Consider the following 23309-nt stretch of genomic DNA (forward strand, 5'->3'; position numbering starts at 1 on the left):
CTAGGGCGCGAAGGCCACGGGGCTCTGCCCCGGACCCCGCTCCTCGATCGGCGCAGGGGCCTGATCGGGCACCTGCCCTGTGGCCACGACCAGGGAGTCGCGCGCCACCGTCCCCCGGGTCAGCAGCACCACCCCGCGAGCGGCGAGCACCGCCCCGGCCCCGGCCAGGAGGAACCCCGCGACCCCGCCCTGAAGGCGCTCGCCCAGCAGCGAGAGACCGATGACCGCCGCGGCGACCGGGTTCGCCAGCGTGACCATCGCCAGCGGGGCGCCCAGTCCGCCCTGGTACGCGGTCTGCGACAGCAGCAGCCCGCCGGCCGCGAACAGCGCGACCAGGACCGCCACCACCACGACCTGCGCGCTGAGCAAGGACCCCGAACGGTCCGTCGTCGCCACCGTCACCGTCTGGGTGAGCGCGGAGGCGACCCCCGACGCGACCCCGGACGCGGTGGCGTGCCGCAGCCCCGGGCGGGAGCCGCGCCGGGCCAGGACGCCGATGAGCGCCGTCGTCAGCCCCGCCACCGCGAGGGCCTGCGGCAGGGAGAGCGTGTCGTCGGGCTCCGGGCCGGACGCCGTCACCAGCAGCGCGGCAAGGCCGAGCAGGGTCAGCGCGGTGCCCCGCCACTCGCCCACGGTCACCCGCCGCCCGGCGATCCGGGCACCGAGCGGCACGGCCGCGACCAGCGTGAGCGCGCCGAGCGGCTGGACCAGGGTGAGCGGCCCGTACTTGAGGGCCGCGACATGCAGCAGGGCCGCGCCCGCGTTGAGCAGGACCGTCCCCCACCAGGCCCCGGTGACCAGGAGCCGCAGCGTGCCGCCTGCGGACCGCGAGGCGAGCCGTTCCTGGGCCACGGCCGCGGCGGCGTAGGCCACGGCCGAGACGAGTGAGAGCGCGACGGCGAGCAGGGTGGCGCTCATCGTCCGGCTCCGCTCGTGACGGGCTGCGGCGCGGTGGCCACGGAGGTGGAACCGGGCGTCTGCGAGACCTGCACCGGGATGCGGATCGGCATCCGGGCCAGTACGTCGGAGGCGGACAGCGAGTCGGGCGGCGTCCGCAGGGCCGGACGCGGCGACCACGGCGCGGAGGCCGGTGCGCCCCGCGTCTCGGCGACGACGGCCGGGCGGTCCGGAACCGGCAGCAGATGGCGGCCGATACCGCGCGCGGAGACCGTGTGCGGCAGCCGGATCACGGCGAGGGCGACACCGAGCAGCGCCGTCACCACGATCGCGTCCAGCCAGTAGTGGTTGGCGGTGCCGACGACCACGAACAGGGTGAGCAGCGGGTGCAGCAGCCACAGCCAGCGCCACCTCGAGCGGGTCGCGACGATCAGGCCGACGGCGACCATCAGGGCCCAGCCGAAGTGCAGCGACGGCATGGCCGCGAACTGGTTGGCCATCGTGTCGGTGGACGGCTTGGCCGCGTAGACCGAGGGGCCGTAGACCTGCGCGGTGTCCACGAGGTGCGCCGCCCCCAGCATCCGCGGCGGCGCCAGCGGGAACGTCAGGTGCAGCGCGAGCGCGGCGGCCGTCAGCGCGGCCAGCACCCGCCGCGTCCACACGTAGTGACGCGGCCGGCGCAGGTACAGGAAGACCAGCAGCCCGAGCGTCGCCGGGAAGTGCACGGTCGCGTAGTAGGTGTTCGCCGCGTGGACGAGGGTGTCGCTGTGCAGCAGGACGCCCTGCACCAGGCCCTCGCCGGGCAGGTGCGCGGTCCGTTCGAGATGCCAGACGTCACCGGCGTTGCGGAACGCCTCGGCGGTGTGGCCGTTGGCCAGCTGGCGGCCGAACTTGTAGACGAGGAAGAGTCCTACGACCAGCAGGAGCTCGCGGACCAGGGGCGGTCGGGCGACGGTAGCGTCCGGCTCCGGTTCGGCAGGCTCGGTAAGGGAATTCATCCCCCGGCCCCTTTTCGTGACTGGGTGGTGCGTGTGGTGCGCTTATCGGTACGCCAGTGTACCGAAACGCTGGCGTACCGGTACACTGGCGTATCGATAGTGGCTGTGATCTCATCGACATCGAGACGAGGAGCATCGTGATGACGACGGGCGACAAGGGAACGGTGGCCGTGGACGCGGCCGCTCCGACCGCCTCGCGCCGCTCGAAGATCACGCCCGAGCGCGCGCAGGAGTTCTACGACGCCGTGCTCGACCAGCTCCGCAGGCACGGGTACGAGGCGCTCACCATGGAGGGCGTCGCCGCGCAGGCATGTTGCAGCAAGTCGACGCTGTACCGGCAGTGGAAGACGAAGCCGCAGCTGGTGGCCTCGGCGCTGCGGGCCGGACGCTGCGTGACGTTCTTCTCGGCGGACACGGGCAGCCTCGCCGGCGACCTGGTGGCCGCGGCGCGAAACGCGGCGTCGCAGGGCAAGCGGGACACCGCCCTCCTGCAGGCGCTCGGGCACGCCGTGCTCCAGGACACCGACCTGAAGCGCGCGCTGCGCGAGGCGCTGGTGGAGCCGGAGATCGCGTCGATCGACACGATGGTCGAGCGGGCCGTGGCGCGCGGCGAGATCGCCGCCGACCATCCGGCACTGCCCTATGTCGCCGCGCAGCTCTTCGGAGTCATGCGCAGCCGACCTGTCCTGGAAGGGCGCGACGCCGACGCCGACTACCTGGTCGGCTTCGTGACGAAGGTGCTCGTTCCGGGACTCGGCCTGACCGTGGAGGATCAGGCCCTTTGAGACGGGAGACCGCCGGTCGCAGGGATGACCGGTCGGCGGTCTGCCCGCGCCGCACCGTGGGGACGGGGGCGGCGCGCACCCCCGGGCCGGGTGGGTTCCTCCTTGAGCGGAGGGGGCCCGCCCGGCCCGAACGCTTGCGCCGGCCGGTCAGACGCCCTGGCCGTTGCCGCCCGAGGCGCCGCCGGTGATGTCGGACTTCTTGATGCCCTTGACGATCTCGTCGAGCGCCGAGTCGTCCGGTCCCGCCGCCTTCTCCTTCGCCGTCTTCGGCTTGTCCACGCCGAGCCGGATCACGATCAGTGAGTCCGACGCGGTGGGGGAGGGCAGCACGACCGACTCCACCCAGGCGTCCACCTTGTCCTCGGTCTCCACGCTCCAGCGGACGAGATAGCCCTTCTGGCCCGCCACCGTGACCTTCTTCGACAGCAGCTCGTCGTGCCCGGTGATGCCGCCGTAGGTCTTGCCGCCGTAGGACGCCTTCGCGTTCTTGGCGATGTCCTCCTTGGCCGCCGCCTCGGCGGTGGTCGCCGACAGCTTGAGCGCCTTCGCCGACGCGCTGGAGGCGCCGCCCTTCACGCACTGCTTGCCCGAGTCGTCGGGGCAGGAGTACGTGCCCGTCTGCACCCCGGCGGAGCCGACGCCGTCCGCGCCGGTCCAGCCGTCGGGCACCGGCAGGGCTATCCCGTTGCCGATGTCGGTGGCGTAGCCCTTGTCGAGCGGGGCCTGCGGCGACTGGTCCGGAGCCTCGGGCGACGGGCTGCCGCCCTGGCCGCCCTGACCGCCGCCGTCGCCCTGCCCGCCGTCACCGCTCTCCGGGCCGCCCCCGCCGCCGGGCGGCTGCGGCTGCCGCGACTGCGAGTCGACCTGATCGCTCTTGCCGTCGTCGCTCGCGGTCAGCGCGTACACGCCGCCGCCGATCCCGGCGAGCACCACGACCGCGACGGCCGCCGCGATGGCGATCCGCGCCTTGCTGCGCGGCTTCGGCGGCAACTGCCCCGGATAGGCCGGATAGTTGGGAAATGCCGGATAATTCCCGGCCGGAGGGGTCCCGGGAGCGCCCGGCATCTGCATCGGCTGCGGGGGCACCGCCGGCTGCGAAGGCACCGGCGCCGGGGCCCGGTCCGCCTCGGGCGCCGCGTCCTGCGGCGGATTCGGCGACGGGGTCGTTGCGGGCCGGGTCTGTTCCGTCCAACGGCCGCCGTCCCACCAGCGTTCGGTGCGCGGGCCGCCTGGAACCTGACCCGGATCGGGGTACCAGCCTGCGGGAGTCTGCGACGTCATGGCCGCCACAGTATGAGGCGCGCCTGAAAGGCGGATGAGAGGGGCGCTGTTCAGCGCGCATTACGGGCGAGATCGTTATCAGCCGCGCACACCCCCGGCGCCGACAGCCCCGACCAAATGTCACCGGCTCCGCAACCCCCCACCACGGCGGCCCGGCGCGCACTACTCTCGTGACCAGCACATCACCGGCACGACACCTGGAGGGTGCGGGATGACTCAGGGACGGCACTCCGACGCCGCCTCCTGTGGGCCCCAGTTGTGGGAGCGAGAGCCCGAACTGGACGTCGCCGCAAGAGCACTGGACGACCTGTGCGCGGACGCCGCCTCGTCCGGCAGCCTCGTCGTCTACCGGGGAGAGGCGGGGATCGGCAAGACCGCCCTGCTCGACCAGGTGCGCCGCCTCGCCCAGGGCCGGGCCACCGTGTGGTCGGCGCGGGGCGGCGAGACCGTCACCTCCGTCCCGTTCAACGTCGTACGGCAATTGCTGCAGCCCGCACTCCTCGCGCTCTCCGAGGAGGAGTCCCGCGAGTACTTCGGCGACTGGTACGACATCGCGGGCCCCGCGCTCGGCATAGCCGAGCCCACCGGCAGACAGGCCGACCCGCAGGGCGTGCGGGACGGCCTCGTCGCCGCGGTCTCCCGACTGGCCCGGCTGCACTGGCCGCTGGTCCTCCTGATCGACGACGCGCACTGGGCCGACCTGGAGACCCTGGAATGGCTCGTCGCGTTCGCCGAGCGCCTCGACGACCTGCCGGTCCTGGTCGTCGTCGCACAGCGCGACCCGGAGGACGGACAGGTCGCCGCCTGCCTGGACGCGGTGGCGCTTGCCGCCCGGCAGGACACCCCGCGGCTGCGCCCGCTCAGCCCGGACGCCACCGCGGGGCTGACCCGGGCGACCCTCGGCCCGCACGCCGACGACCCGTTCTGCCGCGAGGTCTGGGCGGTCACCGGCGGAAACCCGTACGAGACGGTCGAGTTGCTGGCCAAGGTGCAGGACGCCGGAACGGCGCCCGAGGAGTCCCACGCCGGGGAACTGCGCGCGCTGAACAAGACGGCCCGCGGCCGCGGCCTCGTCACCCGTCTCGAAGGGCTCGGCACCGAGGCGACCCGGTTCGCCTGGGCCGCCGCCGTCCTCGGCACCCGGATCGAACCCGGCCTCGCCGCCCTCCTCGCCGGGATGAACCCCGAGCAGGCCGGCCGCTGCGCCGAGCGGCTGCGCACCGCCCGTATCCTCACCGACGGCACCTACGGGGACGTCGGCACCCTGGAGTTCGTCCACCCGCTGATCGCCACGGCCGTCTACCAGTCGATCCCGCCGGCCACCCGCACCGCCATGCACGGCCAGGCCGCCTGGGCGGTCACCGCCTCCGGGCACGGCCCGGCCGCCGCCTCCCGGCACCTCCTGGAGGTGCACCCCGACGACGACCCCGAACTCGTCGAGCAACTGCGCGCCGCGGCCCGCGAGCATCTCGCGGTCGGCGCCCCGGCCGCGGCCCGCCGCTGCCTGGAGCGCGCGCTGGAGGAACCGCCGCTGCCCGAGCTGTGGCCGCACGTGCAGTACGAGCTGGGCTGCGCCACCCTGCTCACCTCACCGGCCACCACCGTCCGGCATCTGCGCGCCGCCCTCGAAGCCACCCCGGGCCTGTACGGCGAGGAGCGCGTCGACGCGGTCTGCCGGATGGCCCAGGCGCTGGTCCACAACGACCAGCTCGCGGACGCGCTCACCCTCATCGACACCGAGTCCCACCAGCTGGAGGCGGGCCCGCAGCGGCTGCGGCTCCAGGCCAGCCGGTTCTTCTGGGAGAGCATCTACAACGGCGAGTCGGACGCCCCGGCCCGCTCCCGCAGGCTCGCGGACCTCGCCGCCAAGGTCACCGGCCGGGACAACGCCGAGCGGGTGCTGCTCATCCTGCGCGCCTTCGACATGATGAACCGCGGGGAGAACGCCGAGGAGGTCGCCGAGTACTGCGACCGCGCCCTGGTCAACGGCCGGCTCGCGCCCGGACTCGGCTGGACCGACACCGAGTGGAGCTTCGAGATCCTGATCGCCCTCGGGTTCTCGTACATCTTCTCCGACCGTCTCGACCGCGCCGAGAGCCTCTTCGCGGAAGGCATCCGGGCCTACGAGAGCGCGGGCTGGAGCGGCGGACACCTCGCCGTCGCCCACGCCTTCGCCGGATACGTGCATCGCAGGCGCGGCCGGCTCACCGAGGCGGAGGCGCTGCTGCGCGAGGCACTGCGGCTGACCGACCGCGTCGGCCGGGGGCTGCCCATGCACTGGGACGCCGCGGGCAAGCTCATCGACACGCTGCTCGCCCGGGGCCGGCCCGACGAGGCCCTCAAGATCGCCGAGCGGTACGACTACGCGCCGCCGTACCCGTCGACGATCCTGTTCCCGGAGGCGTACTCCGTGCGCGGCCGGCTGATGCTCGCCATCGGGCGCACCGCCGAGGGCATCAGCGAACTGGAGGCCGCGAGCAAGGCCGCGCAGGCCCGCGGCGGGCACAACACCATCGTCTCCTCGTGGGCCTGCGACCTGGCTCGCGCCGTCGCCGACACCGATCCCAAGCGTGCCGCCGATCTCGCGGTGCAGGCCCGCGTCCAGGCGGAGCGGCTCGGTACCGACACGGCGATAGGGGAGGCGCTGCGGTGTGCTGCCGCGCTGGAGACCGGGCAGCGGCAACTGACCCTGTACGCCAAGGCCGTGACCTATCTCGAGGCGTCGCCGAGCGCCTACGAGCATGCGCTGGCCCGCGTCGAGTACGGGATCGCGGCCCGGTCGCGGGCCGAGCTCAACCGCGGTCTGCAACTGGCCCGCTCCTGCGGCGCCGAGGGCCTGGCCAACCGGGCCCGAGAGGTACTGGAAACGGGCCGCGGCCTGCACTGACCGGTTCTTCGTCCGCGGCCCGGTGGGGCTTCTCGCGCAGTTCCCCGCGCCCCTGAAGCCATGCGCTGCGCGCAGCCTTCCCCTGAGCCTGCGCTCCGCGCGCCTCCCGACGGGGGCGGCGGCAGCGGTGGCGCGCCTCTCTTGATGAGATGCCACACGAAGTGCGCATCTCAGGGGCGCGGGGAACTGCGCGACCAGCCACGACGGTGGCGCGCGTGAGGATCTGGTTTTAGGGGCGCGGGGAACTGCGCGACCAGCCCCCACCGGGGCCGCAGACGAAGAACCGGCTACTCCTCGGAGAGCACGCGCTGAGCCACTCCGAAGGCCGAGTTGGCCGCAGGCACACCCACATACACCGCGCACTGCTGGAGCACGGCCCCGATCTCGTCCGGGGTGAGGCCGTTGCGGCGGGCGGCTCTGACATGCATGGCCAGCTCGTCGTAGTGGCCGTGCGCGACCAGCGCGGTCATGGTGATCATGCTGCGCTCGCGGCGGCTGAGCGTCGGGTCGGTCCAGATCTCGCCCCACGCGTACCGCGAGATGAAGTCCTGGAACCGAGCCGTGAACGGCGTCTGCCGAGCCTGCGCCCGGTCGACGTGCGCGTCGCCGAGGACCTGGCGCCGCACCTCCATGCCACGCCGCGGGCCCTGCCCGAAGTGGGACCGGAGCACCCCGAGGACGGCCTCCGGGCGTTCGGCGACGGCCAGGTGCGAGGCGCGGGACAGCTCCACGAGTTCGGCGCCGGGCACCGCGTCGGCGATCTCCCGCAGATGCGCGGGCGGTGTCGCCGGGTCGTCGCGCCCGGCGACGAGCAGCGTGGGCACCGTGATGTCCGGCAGCCGATCGCGCAGATCGAAGGCGGCGAGCGCGTCGCAGCAGGCGGCGTACGCCTCGGGGGAGGCATCCCGGTTGTCCCGCACCAGACGCGGCGCGGAGAACCCGGGAGTGAACCAGCGCGTCGGCGCGCTCTCGGCCACCCCGGCCGTGCCTTCCTTGCGGACCAGCGCGGCCCGCTCCTGCCAGGGACCCGGCCCGCCGAAGTGCGCGGAGGAGCAGAGCACGGCGAGGCTGCTGATCCGCTCCGGGTGGTGCACGGCGAGGTGCAGCCCGACGGCGCCGCCCAGCGACACACCCGCGTAGGCGAACCGGTCGATCCCCAGCTCGTCGGCGAGTGCGAGAACGAGTTCGGCGAGGTCACCGACGGTGGCACCGGCGGAGATCAGCTCGGCGTCGGACCCGCCGTGTCCCGGCAGGTCCCAGCGCACGACGCGACGGTCCGTCGACAGCTCGGGCACCACCTGGTCCCAGAGCGCGAGCGACGTCCCGAGGGAAGGGCCGAGCAGCAGCGGGGGCGCCGTGGGGGAGCCCTCGACGCGGTGGTGAAGAAGACGACTCATGGTGAACTCCAGTGGGAGGGAAGACGGGCGAGGGGGCTCACATCCGGGTCAGCGCCCGGTCGACCAGCGCCCCGGCGGCCCCCACGTACCGGGCCGGATCGAGCAGCGCCCCGACATCGACGCTCTTCAGCTCGGGTGCGTCGGCGAGCGCCTCCCGCAGCGAACACCCGCGCTCCCGGGCCGCCTTCGCGGCAGCACCCAGCAACTCCTTCGCCCGCGACCGGCCCACGACACCGGCCAGCTCGGCGGAGACCCGCTCGGAGACGATCGCGCCCCCGGTCAGCGCCAGATGCTCGCGCATCACGTCACCGCGCACCACGAGACCCCGGGTCAGCTCGGCGGCGTCCCGGGCCGCCCCGCCGACCAGCCGCAACAGCTCCCGCAGCGTGGCCCACTCGGCGTGCCAGGCTCCGGCCGGCCGCTCGTCCTCAGCCGGAAGCGACCCGTACAGCGTCGCCGCGAGCCCGGGCGCCCGCCGGGCCGCGGCGGCGATCAGCGTGGAGCGCACCGGGTTCGCCTTGTGCGGCATGGCGGAGGAACCGCCGCCGGCGCCCTCGGCCAGCTCTCCGATCTCCGTACGGGACAGGGTGAGCACATCGACGGCCATCTTGCCGAGCGCGCCCGCCGTGAAGGCCAGCGCCCCCGCCAGATCGGCGACCGGGGTCCGCAGCACGTGCCACGGCAACACCGGTGCGGCCAGACCGAGTTGCCCGGCGTACGCGTCCACGAGGGCGAGCGGGTCCTGGGCGCCGTACGCCTCGAAGGCCGCGAGGGTTCCCGCCGCGCCGCCGAGCTGGACCGGCAGCACGACCGCCCGCAGCCGGTCCCGCGCGTCGAGCACGAGCGAGCGCCAGCCGGCCGCCTTCAGTCCGAACGTCGTCGGCACCGCGTGCTGGGTGAGCGTCCGGCCCGGCAGGACGGTGTCCCGGTGCTCGGCCGCGATCCGCCCCAACGCATCCGCCGTGGCGTCGAGTTCGCCGGTCACGAGGCTCAGGGTCCGTGCCGCGACGAGCATCAGTGCGGTGTCGAGCACGTCCTGGCTGGTCGCGCCCCGGTGCACATACGCACCCCACCGCTCCGGCACCGCCGCCGTCAGATCGGCGACCAGCGGGATCACCGGATTGCCGCCGGAGCGGGCCCGGCGCGCGAGGTCCCGTACGTCGAAGGCGTCGGCCTCGGCCGCCGCGGTCACCGCGTCGGCGGCCTCGGCGGGCGCGAGCCCGAGCGCCGACTGCGCCCGGGTCAGACCCGCCTCCGCGTCCAACAGGGCCTGGAGGAAGGCGTGTTCGGAGGTGGTGCGCTCGGTGGGCGCGTCCTCGCTGCCGGGGTCGAACAACGTCACGTGAACTCCAGGAAGACCGTCTCGCCCTCGCCCTGAAGGCGCACGTCGAAACGGTACGTGCCGTCGGCCTGCGGACGGGCGATCAGCGTGTCGCGGCGCTCCTGCGGAAGCCGCGCGAGCAGCGGGTCGGCGGCGAGCGCGGCCTCGTCCGACGGGAAGTAGATCCGCGTGAACAGATGGACGAGCAGCCCGCGCGCGAACACGCAGACGCTCAGACAGGGAGCGCTGTCACCGCGTGCGCCGGGCCGCAGGGTACGCGCGTACCAGTGGCCGTTCGCATCGGTCTGGACGCGGCCCCAGCCGGTGAACTCCACGCCGTTGCGCCCCAGATAGCCGCCGGTGGCCGGGTCGCGCCGGATCGAGCCGTCGACCTGCGGCAGATTCCCCTCGGGGTCGGGGCCCCACAGCTCCAGGAACGCGTCGGGCAGGGCGTTGCCCTCGCCGTCGTACACGTAGCCCTGGAGCGTGACGGTGTCCGGGTGGCCGACGGGCGCGATATCGGGGCCGCCCGGGAACGGCAGCGCGTAGCCGTAGAACGGGCCGACCGTATGCGACGGCGTCGGCAGGATCTGCTCGGGCCTGCTCGTGTCGATCTTCGTCATGGGTCTGCTCAGCGCCCTTCTTCGATCCAGGTGGCCTGCGGGCCGTCGAGCACGATGTCCCAGTGGTAGCCCATGGAGAACTCCGGCACGGACAGGCTGTGGTCGTAGGTGGCGACCAGGCGCTGCCGGGCGGCGTCGTCGGTGACGGACTGGATGATCGGGTCGTACGGGAACAGCGGGTCACTCGGGAAGTACATCTGCGTCACGAGCCGCTGGGTGAACGCCGAGCCGAACATCGAGAAGTGGATGTGCGCGGGCCGCCAGGCGTTGACGTGGTTGCGCCACGGATACGGTCCCGGCTGGATCGTCGTGAACCGATAGCCGCCCTGATTATCCGTCAGCACCCGTCCCACACCCGTGAAGTTGGGGTCGAGCGGGGCGTCGTGCTGCTCGCGCTGATGGGCGTAGCGGCCGGCCGAGTTGGCCTGCCAGATCTCGATCAGCTGGCCGCGCAGCGGACGCCCGGCGCGGTCGAGAAGACGGCCCGAGACGGTGATCCGCTCGCCGATCGGCTCGCCGGTGTGCTGCCGGGTGAGGTCGTTGTCGATGTCGGTGATGTCGCGCTCGCCGAAGGCGGGGGAGGCCAGCTCCACCAGCTCCGGGTCCTTCGACACGTCGATGGCTATCGGCGGCTGCTTCGGATGGCGCAGCGTCGAGGAGCGGTAGGGGGCGTAGTCGCGGCGCGGGTGGTGCTCGACGGGCGCCCCGCCGGCGACCCGCTTCTCGTACGCGGCGTGCTCGGCCGCGATCTCGGTGTCTATGTCGTGCTGGGTGAGGGGCATGGGAGTTCGTGGCCTTCCTGAGGTTCCCGTACGAGGGCGAGGCCCCGGCCGACATGAATTCTGACTCCAAGAATGCTCAGCGCACTGAGCATTATGTGGGTGGCCGACACGTTGCCACTGGTTATGAGAGCCGTCAAGGGTCTAAAATCGCTCAGTACACTCACGTAAATCCGACGCAGACCGGAGGTCCGCGATGGTCGCGGTGGACCTGAGCAGCCATCCCGGGCACCTCGCCCGACGGCTCCAGCAGGCGCACTATCTGCTGTGGAACACGATGGTCTCCGAGGAGATCACGTCACCCCAGTTCGCGGTCCTGAACGCGCTGGTGGCCGAGCCGGGCCTGGACCAGCGCACGGTCGGCGAGCGCGTGGGCCTCGACCGGTCCACGATCGCCGAGGTGATCAGCAGGCTCACCCGGCGCGAGCTGATCGACAAGGTGCGCGATCAGCGGGACGGCCGCCGCTGGCTGCTCCGCCTGACCGCCGAGGGCCTGCGCGCGCACAAGAAGCTGACCCTGCGCACGGCCCGGATGAACCAGATCTTCCTGGCGCCGCTCGACGCGGCGGAGCAGGCGCAGTTCTTCGACCTCATCCAGCGGGTGGCGGACGCGGCGGAGGGGCTGCGCCGCCCGCAGGAACCGGCGGCGGGCGCGACGCACGGCTGACCCCGGGCCCCTGAGGAGCTGACCCCGGGCCCCTGAGGATCTGCACGGCTACTTCTTCGCGAACACCACCCACACCTGCCCCGGCGCGAACGGCAGCGCACCGCCGCCCTCCGCCGCCGTGAACGTGGTGCCGCTCGATGCGGCGGGCCGCGACCACCGCGCCTCGTACGCCCGCCCGTCCCGCAGCACCAGCGCCCGGCCCGAACCGACCGTCCGGGACAGCGGCGACGTGCTGCCGTTCACGTCGTGGAAGCGCGAGGGCGTCACCTCGACGTACTGCACCACGGCCGTGGGTGCGGCGAGCCGCGCCCCGTGGACGTTCGTCGCGGGCCGGCCGTCCATGCCCACCAGCCAGCGGCCCTGCCCAGCGGACCAGTCGAAGCTGAACCCTGCGGCGGGGAAGCTCACCGTCTGCCGGGTCCGCGGCTGTCCGCCCGCGGGCGCCTTCGCGGCGAACCGGTAACCGGCCGCGGTCCCCGCGCTCGTCCCCGACGTCGTCCGTCCCAGGCTGCCGGGCCGCAGATAGAGATTGTGCGGCGCGGGCTTCCCGCCACCCCGGAAATAGGCGGCCGGCTTCGCCCCCTGCGGCACGGCGTGCAGCGGTGCCGCGTCGATCAGCGGCTGGAGTCTGCCCTGCGCCCCCGAGTAGGCGAGCGTCGGCTCGTCGAACTGGCGCAGCAGATCCAGATCGGTCTCGCGGGCGCTGCGCACGGGCCCCACGACCTCGGGCACGCGCTTGCCGAACACCGCCATGAGCCGGCTGAGCCCGCCCTCCACCTGCTCGGCGTACACGATGTCGGCGTCCTCGATGCCGGTCTGCGGGCGCGCCGCTCCCACGTTGTCGATCTTCACCGCGAGCACCGAAGGATGCCCGGAGCCCTGCCCGCCGGGCGGTGTGCCCGTGGGCTTGCAGGCCGCGGCGAGCACCCCGAGCGCGCCGATGACGAAGCCCCGCCTACACATCTCGTCCACGTACCCCGCCTACCCACGGACGCCTTCGCGCATCCCGCGACGCGCCGGGCGGCTGCCCGGTTCAGCGCAGCACGTCACCCAGATCGAACGACACCGGCTCCTCCAGCTGCGCGTAGGTGCAGCTCTCGGGCTCCCGGTCGGGGCGCCAGCGGCGGAAACGGGCCGTGTGCCGGAAGCGCGCCCCGTTCTCCATGTGGTCGTAGGCCACCTCGCAGACGAGCTCCGGCCGCAGCGCCACCCACGACAGGTCCTTCTTGCCGGTCCAGCGGCTGGGCGCGCCCGGCATCCGTCGCGCGTCGTGGGCGGACTCGTCGCCCCAGGCCGCCCAGGGGTGCCCGGCGGGGTCGTCCATGCGCAGCGGCTCCAGTTCCGCGATCAGCTCCGTGCGCCGCTTCATGGTGAAGGCCGCGCACACCCCGACGTGCTGGAGGGAGCCCTGATCGTCGTAGAGCCCGAGCAGCAGGGAGCCGACGACCGGGCCGCTCTTGTGGAAGCGGTATCCGGCGACCACGCAGTCCGCCGTCCGCTCGTGCTTCACCTTGATCATCAGGCGCTGGTCCTGGCGGTAGCGGAGGTCCGGCGCCTTGGCCACGACGCCGTCCAGGCCCGCGCCCTCGAACTGCTCGAACCAGCGTGCCGCCAGCTCCGCGTCGGTCGTCGCGGGCGCCACGTGCACGGGCGCCGAACTCTCCGCCAGGGCCTCCTCCAGGCGCCGTCTGCGCTCGGTCAGCGGAGTGTCGAGCAGCGACTCGTCGCCGAGCGCCAGCACGTCGAAGGCCACGAAGGACGCCGGGGTGCGCTCGGCGAGCGTGCGCACCCGGGACTCCGCCGGGTGGATCCGCTCGCTCAGCGCGTCGAAGTCGAGCCGCCCGTCCCGCGCGATCACGATCTCCCCGTCGAGCACGCAGCGCTCGGGCAGCCGCTCGGCCAGCGCCGCCACCAGCTCGGGAAAGTACCTGGTCAGCGACTTGGTGGTGCGGCTGGTCAGCTCGATCTCGGCGCCGTCGCGGAAGACGATCGCCCGGAAGCCGTCCCACTTGGCCTCGTAGTGCATCCCCGCCGGAATCCGGGCGGCGGACTTGGCGAGCATCGGCCGGACCGGCGGCATCACGGGAAGATCCATGAACCGATTCTGTCCCGTATGGCGGCTCATCGCCCGGTATGCGCGCTACGTCCGGTCGGCCTAGCGTGGGGCCATGGGCAGCAAGGGCGCGGCAGTGGAGCTGGAAGCGGGCGGGCGGACGGTGCGTCTGTCCAGCCCCGACAAGGTGTACTTCCCCGACGGCGGCGGGTCGGGAAAGGGATACACGAAGCTGGACCTCGCGCAGTACTTCCTCGCGGTCGGCGACGGCATCGTGCGCGCCCTGCGCGACCGCCCCACCACCCTGGAGCGCTACCCCGAGGGCCTCACGGGGGAGTCCTTCTACCAGAAGCGCGCCGCGAAGAACCTGCCCGACTGGATCCCGACGGCCACCGTCACCTTCCCCTCCGGGCGCACCGCCGACGAGATGTGCCCCACGGAGGTCGCCGCCGTGGTGTGGGCCGCCCAGTACGGCACCCTCACCTTCCACCCGTGGCCGGTGCGCCGCGACGATCCCGACCACCCCGACGAACTCCGTATCGACCTCGACCCGCAGCCCGGCACCGACTACGCCGACGCGGTGCACGCCGCCCGCGAACTGCGCGCCGTGCTCCACGAGTTCGGCGGACTGCGCGGCTGGCCGAAGACCTCCGGCGGGCGCGGACTGCATGTCTTCGTGCCCATCGAGCCGCGCTGGACCTTCACCGAGGTACGGCGCGCCGCGATCGCCTGCGGCCGTGAACTGGAGCGCAGGATGCCGGAGTTCGTCACCACGGCCTGGTGGAAGGAGGAGCGCGGGGAGCGGATCTTCGTCGACTTCAACCAGACGGCGAGGGACCGCACCATCGCCTCCGCCTACTCGGTCCGGGCCCGCCCGAACGCCCCGGTCTCCGCCCCGCTGACCTGGGACGAGCTGGGCGACGCGCTGCCCCGCGACTTCGACATCGTCTCCATGCCCAAGCGGTACGCCGAAGTCGGCGACGTGCACGCGGAGATGGACGCCGAGCGGCACTCGCTCGACGCCCTGCTCGAACTCGCGGACCGGGACGAGAAGGATCGCGGTCTCGGCGACATGCCGTACCCGCCCGAGTATCCGAAGATGCCGGGCGAGCCCAAGCGCGTACAGCCGAGCCGGGCCAGACACGAGGACTGACCCGGCTCGACTCACCTGTGTGCCGAAGGAACCACTACGGGAGTTCCTTCACCCGGATGTCCCGGTACGAGATGACGTCCGAGGTGCTGTGCACCTGGAGCCCGACGTAGCCGGAGGAGTACCGCCGGCCGTCCGTGCCCGGGTCGTCGCCCCGCGGGGGTTCGAAGACCTGGCCTCCGGTGTTGTCGAACTCGTTGATCAGCACACCGTTGCGGTAGATCGAGAAGTGCTGGTCCACCGCCTTCACCTCGTAGTCGTTCCACGTGCCCTTCTGGGTGACGCCCGCTCCCGCGAGGCCGACCCGGTCGAAGCCGTAGACCGAACCCGTCTTGTACATGTCGCCGTCGGGCTTGTCGAGCACCTGGATCTCGTGCCCGTACTTGATGGCGACCCACTCCGGGCGCGTCTCCTCGGGGTTGTCGTGCACCCACGGGAAGCGCACGAACACCCCGCCGTTGGCGTTGCCCGTGCCCGGCGCGTCGTCACGCCACTGGAGCTTCAGTGAGAAGTTCCCGTACTTGCGCTGCGGGAACCAGAGCATGCCCATGCCGTCGACGTCCGTACGGCTGGTGATCGAGCCGTCGGCGTTCAGCGCGAACTTCCCGCCGCCGACCTGCTCCCACTTGGCGAACTGCTCCTGTGTGCCGTCCAGGATCTTCGTGTAGCCCTCGGTCTGGCCGGGCTTGCCGATCGGGGACGCCTTCGCCGCCTTGTTGAGCCTGGTGTACTCGCGCTGGTCGACGACGCCTTCCTTGAGGAGCTTGTCGGTCACCGTCTTCACGTGCTTCACGAAGAGGGCGTGCGACGTCCACTCCTTCTCGTCCTCGATCAACTCGCCGATCCGGCAACGGTTGTTGGTCACCCGGTTCGGGATGCCCGTGTCGGTCGTCCCGACGAACACCGTGGACCGCTCGTCGTACTCGGGGCAGTTGGGCGCGGGCACCCCGCCGCCCGAGGCGACCGCGAACACGAACGTCTGCGCCGCGGCGGTGTTGCCCGCCTTGTCGCTCGCCCGGTACGCGACCGAGTGCGCGCCCACCCGGTCCACCACGACCGGCGCGGTGTAGGCGAGATAGGGCCCGCCGTCGAGCGAGTACTCGACCTTGTCGACCCCGGAGTCGTCGTCCGTCGCCGTCAGCGTCAGCTTCGCGCTGTTGACGTAGGCGTTGTCGGAGTTCTTGTCGCCCGCGACCGCGAGGTTCACGGACGGCGGGGTGGTGTCCTGCGCGGGCGGTTCGACGACCTTGAAGTCGACGGACTTCTCGGCGGCCCGGTTGCCCGCCTTGTCGGTCGCCCGGTAGCGCACCGTGTACGTGCCCGGGTCGTGCACCATGACGGGCGCGGTGTACGGCTGCCAGGCGCCGTCCGCACCGATCGCGTACTCGATGGTGTTGACGCCCGAACCGGCGTCGGACGCGGTCACGGTGACCGTTGCCATGCCCAGGTAGGCGCCGTCGGCGTCCTTCTCGCCGGCCACCGTCGCCGAGGTCTCCGGCGCCGTCGTGTCGTCCGTGGGCGGCGCCACCACCGTGAACTCCAGGGACTTCTCGGCGGCCGTGTTGCCCGCCTTGTCGGTCGCCCGGTACTTCAGGGTGTGCGCGCCGACCTGGTCGACGACCACCGGCGCCGCGTACGGCGTGTAGGCGCCGTCGTCCAGGGCGTACTCGATCCGGTCGACGCCCGAACCCGCGTCGGTCGCCGACACGGTCACCGAGGCCGAACCGACGAACGCGCCGTCGGCGTTGGTCTGCCCCTCGGCCTTCGCGGAGGTCTCCGGCGCGGTGGTGTCGTCACCGCCGCCGCCGTCCGTCACCGTCAGGACGCCCGTCATGCTGGTGTGGCCGGGAATCGTGCAGTGATAGCGGTACTTGCCGGGGGAGAGGGTGACCTCGACGGAGTACTTGCCGCCCTGGTCGTCGTTCGGGTTGGCCATGATGTTGACCGGGACGTCGTTGTTGTACTCGGGATCGGACACGTCGAACGTCAACGTGTGCGGCATCCCTGTGGTGTTGCCGGTCGCCGCGCTGTTCTCGAAGACGATCGTCGCCTTGCCCGCGACCGCGGTCGTCGGCGCCGACGCGTACTTCGTGATGTCGTCGCCCGCCGTCCACGTCAGCACCTGGTCGGCCGCCGTTGTACCCGACGGGTCCGGCTGGCTGTACGCGGCCTGGGTGCCGCCGAGCCCGAGGAGCAGCAGGAGCGCCGCGAGCAGCGCGATCACATGTCTGGGCCGTTCTCGTCTGCGCATGGGTCAGCCCTTCCTGGCCAGCTGATCGGCCGCCGGAGTCGGTCCGCCACCGGTGTACGTGACCTTCCACAGCGCCGACTTGGAGTCGGAGGTGAAGAAGCCGCGCCCGTAGTCGAGGACGTACAGCGCACCGTCGGGGCCGAACTTCCAGTCCATGAGGTTCTTGATGCCGTCGTTCCCGACCGGGACGATCTTCTTCAGCGACTCGGAGTGGACGGGTAGTCCGCCGTCGCCCTGGGTGGCCGGGTCCATCACGACGGCGTTGCGCGGCTGGTCGGAGTCGTAGAAGTCCCCGACGAACCACTTGCCGTCCCAGTAGCCCGGCCACTTGTCCGCGTTCGGGATCGACGCGTCGTACCGGTACACCGGCCCGTCCATGGCCGCCTGGCCGCCGCCCTTCAGCCACGGCAGCAGATAGGTGGCCTCGTCCTTCTTGTAGGACGGGACGCCGTTCGCGTCCCGCGGATAGTCCGGGGCGCCGCCCTGCGGCGAGTACCAGATGTTGTTCCCGGTGACCGGCGGCAGATTGACGAGACCGTCGTTGTTCGGCGACTCGTTCTTCGGGTGGTCGCAGTCGTACCAGCCCAGCGGCTTGCTCGGGTCGGGCAGATTGCGGTCGCGGTAGGGCTGCTTGTTGCCCATGCAGTACGGCCAGCCGCGGTTGGACGCCTTGGTGATGACGGCGAACGTGTCGTACTTCGCAGGACCCCAGGTCGGCGACGGCTCACCGGCGTCCGGACCGACCCAGCCCGCGTAGAGCGTGTCGGTCTTCTTGTCGACCGAGATGCGCGCCGGGTTGCGGACGCCCATCACATAGATCTCGCCACGCGTCTTGCCACCGCCCTCGGCCGTCTCCTTGCCGGTGAAGAGGTTCCCCTCCGGCAGGGTGTACGTGCCGTCGGCCTCCGGGTGGATGCGCAGGATCTTGCCGTTGAGGTTGTGGGTGTTGCCCGCGGTGCGGCGCGCGTCGGCGAACGACACGCCCTTGTAGTTCGGCTCCGGGTTGTTGCCCGAGTAACCGTCGCTGAACTGCGAGGAGTTGTTGTCACCGGTCGCGATGTACAGGTTCCCCTTGGAGTCCCAGGCCATCCCGCCACCCGCGTGGCAGCAACTGTGCACCTGCACCGGCCACTTGAGCAGCACCTTCTCGCTGCTCAGGTCCAGCTTGTCGGTGGCGAGGTCGAGCGTGAACCGGGAGACCCGCCGCTCGGCGATCTGCTTGTCCCGGTCGAGCTGCGAGTGCGGGGTGTAGTGCAGGTACACCCACCCGTTCTGCTCGAATTTCGGGTCCAGCTCGATGCCGAGCAGCCCCTCCTCGACCTTGACCAGCTCGTCGCCGCCGCCCTTGTTGCCGAAGACGGTCAGCTCACCGGCGAGCGTGACCTTCTTGGTCTTCGGGTCGTAGACGTGGATCTGCCCCTTGCCCTTGCCGACGTTCGGGTCGTTCCAGTCCGTGACGACCGGCTGCGAGGAGTCCGCGCCGCCGCGCCCGATGTAGAGGATCCGCCCGTCGGGCGCGCTCACCAGGCCGTGCGGCTCACCGATCTGGTCGTTCTGCCCCGGCTGGTTGGCCTGGGTCAGCCGCTCGGCCTTGTAGTTGCCGTTGATCGTCGCCTTGCAGTCGGCGCGCACGAGCCGCGTCGTCCACAGCAGCGCGCCGCGCAGATGGTCGCGGAAGTCGGTCTCGTCGTAGCTGGCGGCCGTCCCGCCCATCCCGGTGTAGAAGGACCGCCCGCCGTCGTAGTCACGGCACCAACTCACCGGGTGGTCACCGCCGTTGGCGCTGTCACCCGGCTTGTACGTCGACTCGCGCACCCGGGCCACGGTGTGCACGTCGCCGGACGGGTTCTTCACCCAGTTCAGCCACTGGTCGGGCCGCTTCCACTGCACCGGCAGATCCTTCGTCGCCGGGTGCTGGCGGTCGCCGACCTCCACGGTGGCCCGCTGCACTCCGGTCGGCGACGAGGCGGCGGGCCGGGCGCCCACGAGCCCCGTGAACCAGTCGGAGTACGGCTCGGCGCGCGCCGCGTCATGGACGCCGACGAAACCGCCGCCGGCCTCCATGTACGCCTCCAGGCCCGCTTCCTGGTCCGGGTCGAGGACGTCCCCGCCGCCGGTCAGGAACACCACGGAGTTGAAGCGGCCCATCTTGGTGCCGTTCGTGAAGACGGACGCGTCGTCGGTCGCGGTGACGGTGAAGCGCTGCCCGGCCGGTCCCGACCGGCCGATCTTCTCGATCGCCTCGATGCCCGCGTTCACCACGGGCGACTCGTCGCCGCCCGCCGCGGACCCGTAGAACACCAGGACCCGCACCGCGGCTCCGCCGGGCGGCGACTTGACGGACATCGTTGTCACGGCCCCACTCGGGTCCGGTTGTGCGCTGGCGTTCGGCGTGCCGAGCAGCCCGGCCGCGAGCGCCGTGGCCGCGACACCTCCGGCCAGGATCCGGGCACGTCTGCGCCTGCTCGCTCTGAACTCTCGTACGGGCCATGGTGTTTGAGGCGGTATACGCCGCATGTGTTCACTCACCCCTCGTCGGGCACAGCAACAGCGCCGTGAAAGCTAGACCTCTTTTCGTGGCGCGCCAATAGGTATGACCGCAATGGCACGAACTTTGTCCTGAGTGTGGATAAACGAAGATCACCTGGCTACGGTGATCGGCGCGATGCTCTGTGTGACGTGAATGCCGGTACGAGGCTGGGGAGTTGGCCGTGACGGAACACGAAGAGGCGAACCGTGCGAGCGAGAGCGACCGCCGCGCGCTCAGTCGCCGCATGCTCATCGGCGGCGCGGTGGCCGCGACGGCCGGGGTGACATCGTTGTCCATCGGGGCCTCGGCGCCACCCGCGGCCGGCGCCGACACCCCGCCGCGCACCGCGCCGGCGGGCGGCGAGGTCAGACGGATCAAGATGTACGCGGAGAAGCTCGCGGACGGGCAGCTCGGCTACGGCTTCGAGAAGGGCAAGGCGTCGGTCCCGGGCCCGCTGATCGAGCTCAACGAGGGCGACACCCTGCACATCGAGTTCGAGAACCTCACGGACGTCGACGCGAGTCTGCACGTCCACGGCATGGACTACGAGATCTCCAGCGACGGCACGCGGATGAACCGCAGCCATGTCGAGCCCGGCGGCACCCGCACCTACACCTGGCGCACCCACGCGCCGGGCCGCCGCAAGGACGGCACCTGGCGCCCGGGGACGGCGGGCTACTGGCACTACCACGACCACGTCGTGGGTACCGACCACGGCACCGGCGGCATCAAGAAGGGCCTCTACGGCCCGGTGATCGTGCGCCGCAAGGGCGACATCCTGCCCGACCCCGGCAAGACCTTCACGATCGTCTTCAACGACATGACGATCAACAACAAGGCCGCCCACGAAGCCCCCACCTTCGAGGCCACGGTGGGCGACCGGGTCGAGATCGTGATGATCACGCACGGCGAGTACTACCACACGTTCCACATGCACGGTCATCGCTGGGCGGACAACCGCACCGGCATGCTCACCGGCCCCGACGACCCCACCCAGGTCCTCGACAACAAGATCTGCGGCCCGGCCGACTCGTTCGGGTTCCAGATCGTGGCGGGGGAGGGGGTGGGCGCCGGGGCGTGGATGTACCACTGCCACGTCCAGAGCCACTCGGACATGGGGATGGCGGGGTTGTTCCTGGTGAAGAAGGCCGACGGGTCGATACCGGAGTACGACGACCCGCATCACATGTAGGGGGTGTCCCTAGAGATCGGCGGCCCGGTGGGTCACGCGGCCGCCGACCACGGTCAACCGCACCGGGACATCGGCCAGTTCGGTGGCGCCGACGGCGACGGGATCTCCGCCGAACACCGAGAGATCGGCACGCGCCCCTGCCCCGAGCCACCCGGCGATCCCCTCCTCGCCGGAGGCGTACGCCGGGTTCACCGTCATCGCGCGCAGCGCCTCCAGGCCGGTCAGCGCCTGGTCCGGGCCGTGCGGCGGCAGGGACAGATCGCGGCTCGGGCGCCGGTGCCGGGCGCCCGCCAGGACGCCGAGCGGCGGGTACGGGGCGATGGGCCAGTCCGAGCCGAGCACGACCCGCGCCCCGGCGTCCAGCAGGTCGCGGCAGCGCCAGGCCCGCCCGGCCCGCTCCTCGCCGAGCCGCCGCGACCAGTTGTCGGTGTGGTCGGCGCGGGTGAAGTCGCAGCAGTGCGTGGGCTGCATGGAGGCCACGACGTCCAGCTCGGCGAAGCGGCGCACGGTGTCGTCGGGCACGGTCTCGATGTGCTCGACCCGGTGGCGTACGGCGCTCGGAGCCTCGGCCCGCGCCGTCGCCACGGAGTCGAGCACGTGCCGGACCGCCGCGTCACCGATGGCGTGCGTGGCCGTCGGCACACCGGCGCGGTGCAGCTCCCCGATCACCTGCGTGTACGCGGCCGGGTCCGGCCAGAACGCGTGCGTCGACTCGCCGTGGCAGTCGGGCCGCTCCAGCCAGGCCGTGCCGTTGTCGATGGTGCCGTCCATGAACAGCTTCACCCCGGCGACCCGCCACAACTCGCCGCCTGAGCCCTGGAGTTCGACGAGCCCGCGCAGCGCGTCGGCGTCGGCGCCCGGCTGGCACCAGGGCGCGACCCGCAGCCGCACCGGCAGTTCGCCCGCCTCGTCGAGCTCCCGGTACAGGTCGAGACTGTCCCCGTTCGCGTCCATCGCGTGCCCGCCGGTCAGGCCCGCCGCCGCCATCGCGCGCAGCGCCGCCGCGAGCCGGTCGCGCCGCTCGGTACGGGTCGGCTGCGGCGCGGCCCGCTCGACGAGTTCGCAGGCCGCGTCCTCCAGGAGCAGCCCGGTGGGCCGGCCGTGCTCGTCGCAGACCACCTCGGCGGCCTGATCGAAGGTGCGCGGGCCGTCCACCCCCGCGAGCTCCAGCGCGCGCGGGCTCGCCAGCATCGAGTGGGCGTCGAAGAGCAGCAGCAGCGCGGGGACGTCGTCGAGCACCGGGGACAGGGCGGCGGCCTCGACCGGCCGGTCGCCGAAGACGTTCGGGTCCAGGCCCCACGCGTGCAGCCACGCCCCGGGCGCCAGGGTCTTCTTGTGCCGGGCCAGTGCTTCCCGTACGTCGCTCAGGTCGGTGCAGGCCGAGAGGTCGAGGCCGTGGGTGAGCTCGGCGCCGTGCGTGGGATGGATGTGGCCGTCGACCAGACCCGGGGTGACGGTCGCGCCCTTGAGGTCGAGCGTGGTGGTGGCCGGGCCGGTGAGGGCGCGGATGTCCTGGTCGTCGCCGAGGGCGCCGATGCGGCCGTCGGGGGTGATCGACAGGGCCGTGTGCGGGAGGGCTCCGCCGGTTGCCGGGTCCAGGAGGTGGGCGTTGAGCAAGGCCAGTTGGGGGTGCATGGGGCTCCGCGGGTTGCTTCGGGTGCGGGTGGGTGGTGGCTGGGTGCGCAGTTCTCCGCGCCTCTGCGCCCGCTGTTGTGGTGGGCTGGTGGGTGTTGGCGGGTGCGGGCTGTTTGGGGCTGGGCGCGCAGTTCCCCGCGCCCCTGAGTGGGCTGGTGTGCGTCGGCAGGTTCGGGTTGTGTGTGGTTGCTCGCGCCGTTCCCCGCGCCCCTAAAGGGGCGCCAAGGTTCCCTGCGCCAGGGACAGTTCGCGTTCTGCCGTGGTGATCGCCATGCGGGCCACCTGCGGGGGGACCTCGTCCGGGGTCAGGGTGCCGTCCGCGCTCAGGCCGTCCAGGACGACCAGGATCTGGAGGGCGACGACCACCGGGGCGGGGGTGCGGAACTCGCCGCGGTCGACGCCGTCCGTGATCAGGCCGGTGAGGCGGGCCCGCCAGTCGGCCTCCTGCCGTGCGACCTGTTCGCGCAGCGCCGGGCGGTAGCGGCTGAGGTGCCGGGCGTTGATCCACAGGGCGCTGATGTCGTCCCACGCCGGATCGCCCGTCGTCCGCGCGAGGAAACGGGCCAGATGCTCCGTCGGGGTGCCGTCGGGGCGCTCCGCCGGGATGAGCGCGTCCAGCTCCGCCGTCGCCGCCGTGCCGAACGCCTCCGCGACCAGCTCCTCCACCGACGGGAAGTAGTGGCTGACGAGCCCCGGCCGGACGGCGAGCTCCTCGCCGATGCGGCGCAGCGTGATGGCCTCCAGACCTTCGGAAAGCGCAATCGAAGCGGCTGACGCAACGATTTCCGCACGTCTGGCAGTCGGTGACTTTCGAATTCGCTTGCGCTCAACGCTTGACGACATGCCCGGCACGTTATTGAGTG

Annotated in this window: 18 protein-coding genes and 1 pseudogene; 5 read left to right on the forward strand and 14 right to left on the reverse strand. The window is 72.1% G+C overall.

The genetic code is table 11. From position 1 onward, the window contains the following. On the reverse strand, nucleotides 1-918 hold the full coding sequence (locus K377_RS01010) for a hypothetical protein (protein WP_237551860.1): 918 nt from the start codon (nucleotides 916-918) through the stop codon (nucleotides 1-3). Next, nucleotides 915-1895, reverse strand: coding sequence for a phosphatase PAP2 family protein (locus tag K377_RS01015; RefSeq protein WP_111661130.1), 981 nt, complete (start codon nucleotides 1893-1895; stop codon nucleotides 915-917). Before K377_RS01015 ends, K377_RS01010 begins: the two co-directional genes overlap by 4 nt. Nucleotides 1896-2035: 140 nt before the next feature. Between K377_RS01015 and K377_RS01020 the strand changes: the two genes are divergently transcribed. Further along, complete coding sequence (locus K377_RS01020; RefSeq protein WP_111661131.1) at nucleotides 2036-2680, forward strand: TetR/AcrR family transcriptional regulator; 645 nt, start codon at nucleotides 2036-2038, stop codon at nucleotides 2678-2680. Nucleotides 2681-2827: 147 nt separating this feature from the next. Here K377_RS01020 and K377_RS01025 read toward each other — a convergent pair whose 3' ends face one another. Then, entirely contained in the window at nucleotides 2828-3961 is a 1134-nt protein-coding gene (locus K377_RS01025; protein ID WP_111661132.1) for a DUF2510 domain-containing protein, read from the reverse strand. A 211-nt stretch (nucleotides 3962-4172) separates the two neighbouring features. On the opposite strand from K377_RS01025, the gene K377_RS01030 reads away from it, so the two are divergent. Further along, a complete protein-coding gene (locus K377_RS01030) occupies nucleotides 4173-6848 on the forward strand; it encodes an AAA family ATPase (protein WP_111661133.1) in 2676 nt (891 codons plus the stop codon). 287 nt (nucleotides 6849-7135) lie between these two features. Here the strand turns inward: K377_RS01030 and pcaD are convergent, their stop codons facing one another. The 4 genes from pcaD to pcaH are packed head-to-tail and all read right to left on the reverse strand — an operon-like array spanning nucleotide 7136 to nucleotide 10971. Continuing rightward, a complete protein-coding gene (gene pcaD, locus K377_RS01035) occupies nucleotides 7136-8245 on the reverse strand; it encodes a 3-oxoadipate enol-lactonase (RefSeq protein ID WP_111661134.1) in 1110 nt (369 codons plus the stop codon). A gap of 37 nt (nucleotides 8246-8282) precedes the next feature. Further along, on the reverse strand, nucleotides 8283-9587 hold the full coding sequence (gene pcaB, locus K377_RS01040) for a 3-carboxy-cis,cis-muconate cycloisomerase (RefSeq protein WP_111661135.1): 1305 nt from the start codon (nucleotides 9585-9587) through the stop codon (nucleotides 8283-8285). Continuing rightward, a complete protein-coding gene (pcaG, locus tag K377_RS01045; RefSeq protein WP_111661136.1) occupies nucleotides 9584-10189 on the reverse strand; it encodes a protocatechuate 3,4-dioxygenase subunit alpha in 606 nt (201 codons plus the stop codon). Before pcaG ends, pcaB begins: the two co-directional genes overlap by 4 nt. 8 nt (nucleotides 10190-10197) lie before the next feature. After that, nucleotides 10198-10971 carry a protocatechuate 3,4-dioxygenase subunit beta gene (gene pcaH, locus K377_RS01050; protein WP_111661137.1) on the reverse strand — a complete coding sequence of 258 codons (774 nt, stop codon included), beginning with the start codon at nucleotides 10969-10971 and terminating at the stop codon, nucleotides 10198-10200. A 193-nt stretch (nucleotides 10972-11164) separates the two neighbouring features. Between pcaH and K377_RS01055 the strand changes: the two genes are divergently transcribed. Continuing rightward, nucleotides 11165-11635, forward strand: a complete 471-nt coding sequence (locus K377_RS01055) for a MarR family winged helix-turn-helix transcriptional regulator (RefSeq protein ID WP_111661138.1) — start codon at nucleotides 11165-11167, stop codon at nucleotides 11633-11635. 48 nt (nucleotides 11636-11683) lie between these two features. On the opposite strand, the gene K377_RS01060 is transcribed toward K377_RS01055, so the two are convergent. Next, a complete protein-coding gene (locus K377_RS01060) occupies nucleotides 11684-12598 on the reverse strand; it encodes a DUF3048 domain-containing protein (protein WP_111661595.1) in 915 nt (304 codons plus the stop codon). Nucleotides 12599-12668: 70 nt separating this feature from the next. Beyond that, entirely contained in the window at nucleotides 12669-13730 is a 1062-nt protein-coding gene (locus K377_RS01065; protein WP_111661139.1) for an ATP-dependent DNA ligase, read from the reverse strand. Nucleotides 13731-13803: 73 nt separating this feature from the next. Between K377_RS01065 and ligD the strand changes: the two genes are divergently transcribed. Further along, entirely contained in the window at nucleotides 13804-14841 is a 1038-nt protein-coding gene (gene ligD, locus K377_RS01070; RefSeq protein WP_111661140.1) for a non-homologous end-joining DNA ligase, read from the forward strand. A 34-nt stretch (nucleotides 14842-14875) separates the two neighbouring features. Here the strand turns inward: ligD and K377_RS01075 are convergent, their stop codons facing one another. Then, nucleotides 14876-17089, reverse strand: coding sequence for an OmpL47-type beta-barrel domain-containing protein (locus K377_RS01075; RefSeq protein ID WP_111661141.1), 2214 nt, complete (start codon nucleotides 17087-17089; stop codon nucleotides 14876-14878). A 3-nt stretch (nucleotides 17090-17092) separates the two neighbouring features. Beyond that, nucleotides 17093-19606, reverse strand: a complete 2514-nt coding sequence (locus K377_RS01080; RefSeq protein WP_237551861.1) for a ThuA domain-containing protein — start codon at nucleotides 19604-19606, stop codon at nucleotides 17093-17095. A 257-nt stretch (nucleotides 19607-19863) separates the two neighbouring features. On the opposite strand from K377_RS01080, the gene K377_RS01085 reads away from it, so the two are divergent. Next, nucleotides 19864-20811 carry a multicopper oxidase domain-containing protein gene (locus tag K377_RS01085; protein WP_111661597.1) on the forward strand — a complete coding sequence of 316 codons (948 nt, stop codon included), beginning with the start codon at nucleotides 19864-19866 and terminating at the stop codon, nucleotides 20809-20811. Nucleotides 20812-20820: 9 nt separating this feature from the next. Here K377_RS01085 and K377_RS01090 read toward each other — a convergent pair whose 3' ends face one another. The 3 genes and pseudogenes from K377_RS01090 to K377_RS42800 form a co-directional block, all read right to left on the reverse strand. Beyond that, nucleotides 20821-22446: an amidohydrolase gene (locus K377_RS01090; RefSeq protein ID WP_111661142.1), complete on the reverse strand. Its 1626-nt coding sequence runs from the start codon at nucleotides 22444-22446 to the stop codon at nucleotides 20821-20823. A gap of 210 nt (nucleotides 22447-22656) precedes the next feature. After that, nucleotides 22657-23112: a TetR family transcriptional regulator C-terminal domain-containing protein gene (locus K377_RS01095; protein ID WP_375605900.1), complete on the reverse strand. Its 456-nt coding sequence runs from the start codon at nucleotides 23110-23112 to the stop codon at nucleotides 22657-22659. Nucleotides 23113-23148: 36 nt separating this feature from the next. Beyond that, a pseudogene (locus tag K377_RS42800) lies at nucleotides 23149-23289 on the reverse strand (TetR family transcriptional regulator); the annotation flags it as partial. Nucleotides 23290-23309: the final 20 nt, after the last annotated feature.

Source organism: Streptomyces sp. PsTaAH-137 (assembly GCF_003259365.1).
Classification (GTDB): domain Bacteria; phylum Actinomycetota; class Actinomycetes; order Streptomycetales; family Streptomycetaceae; genus Streptomyces.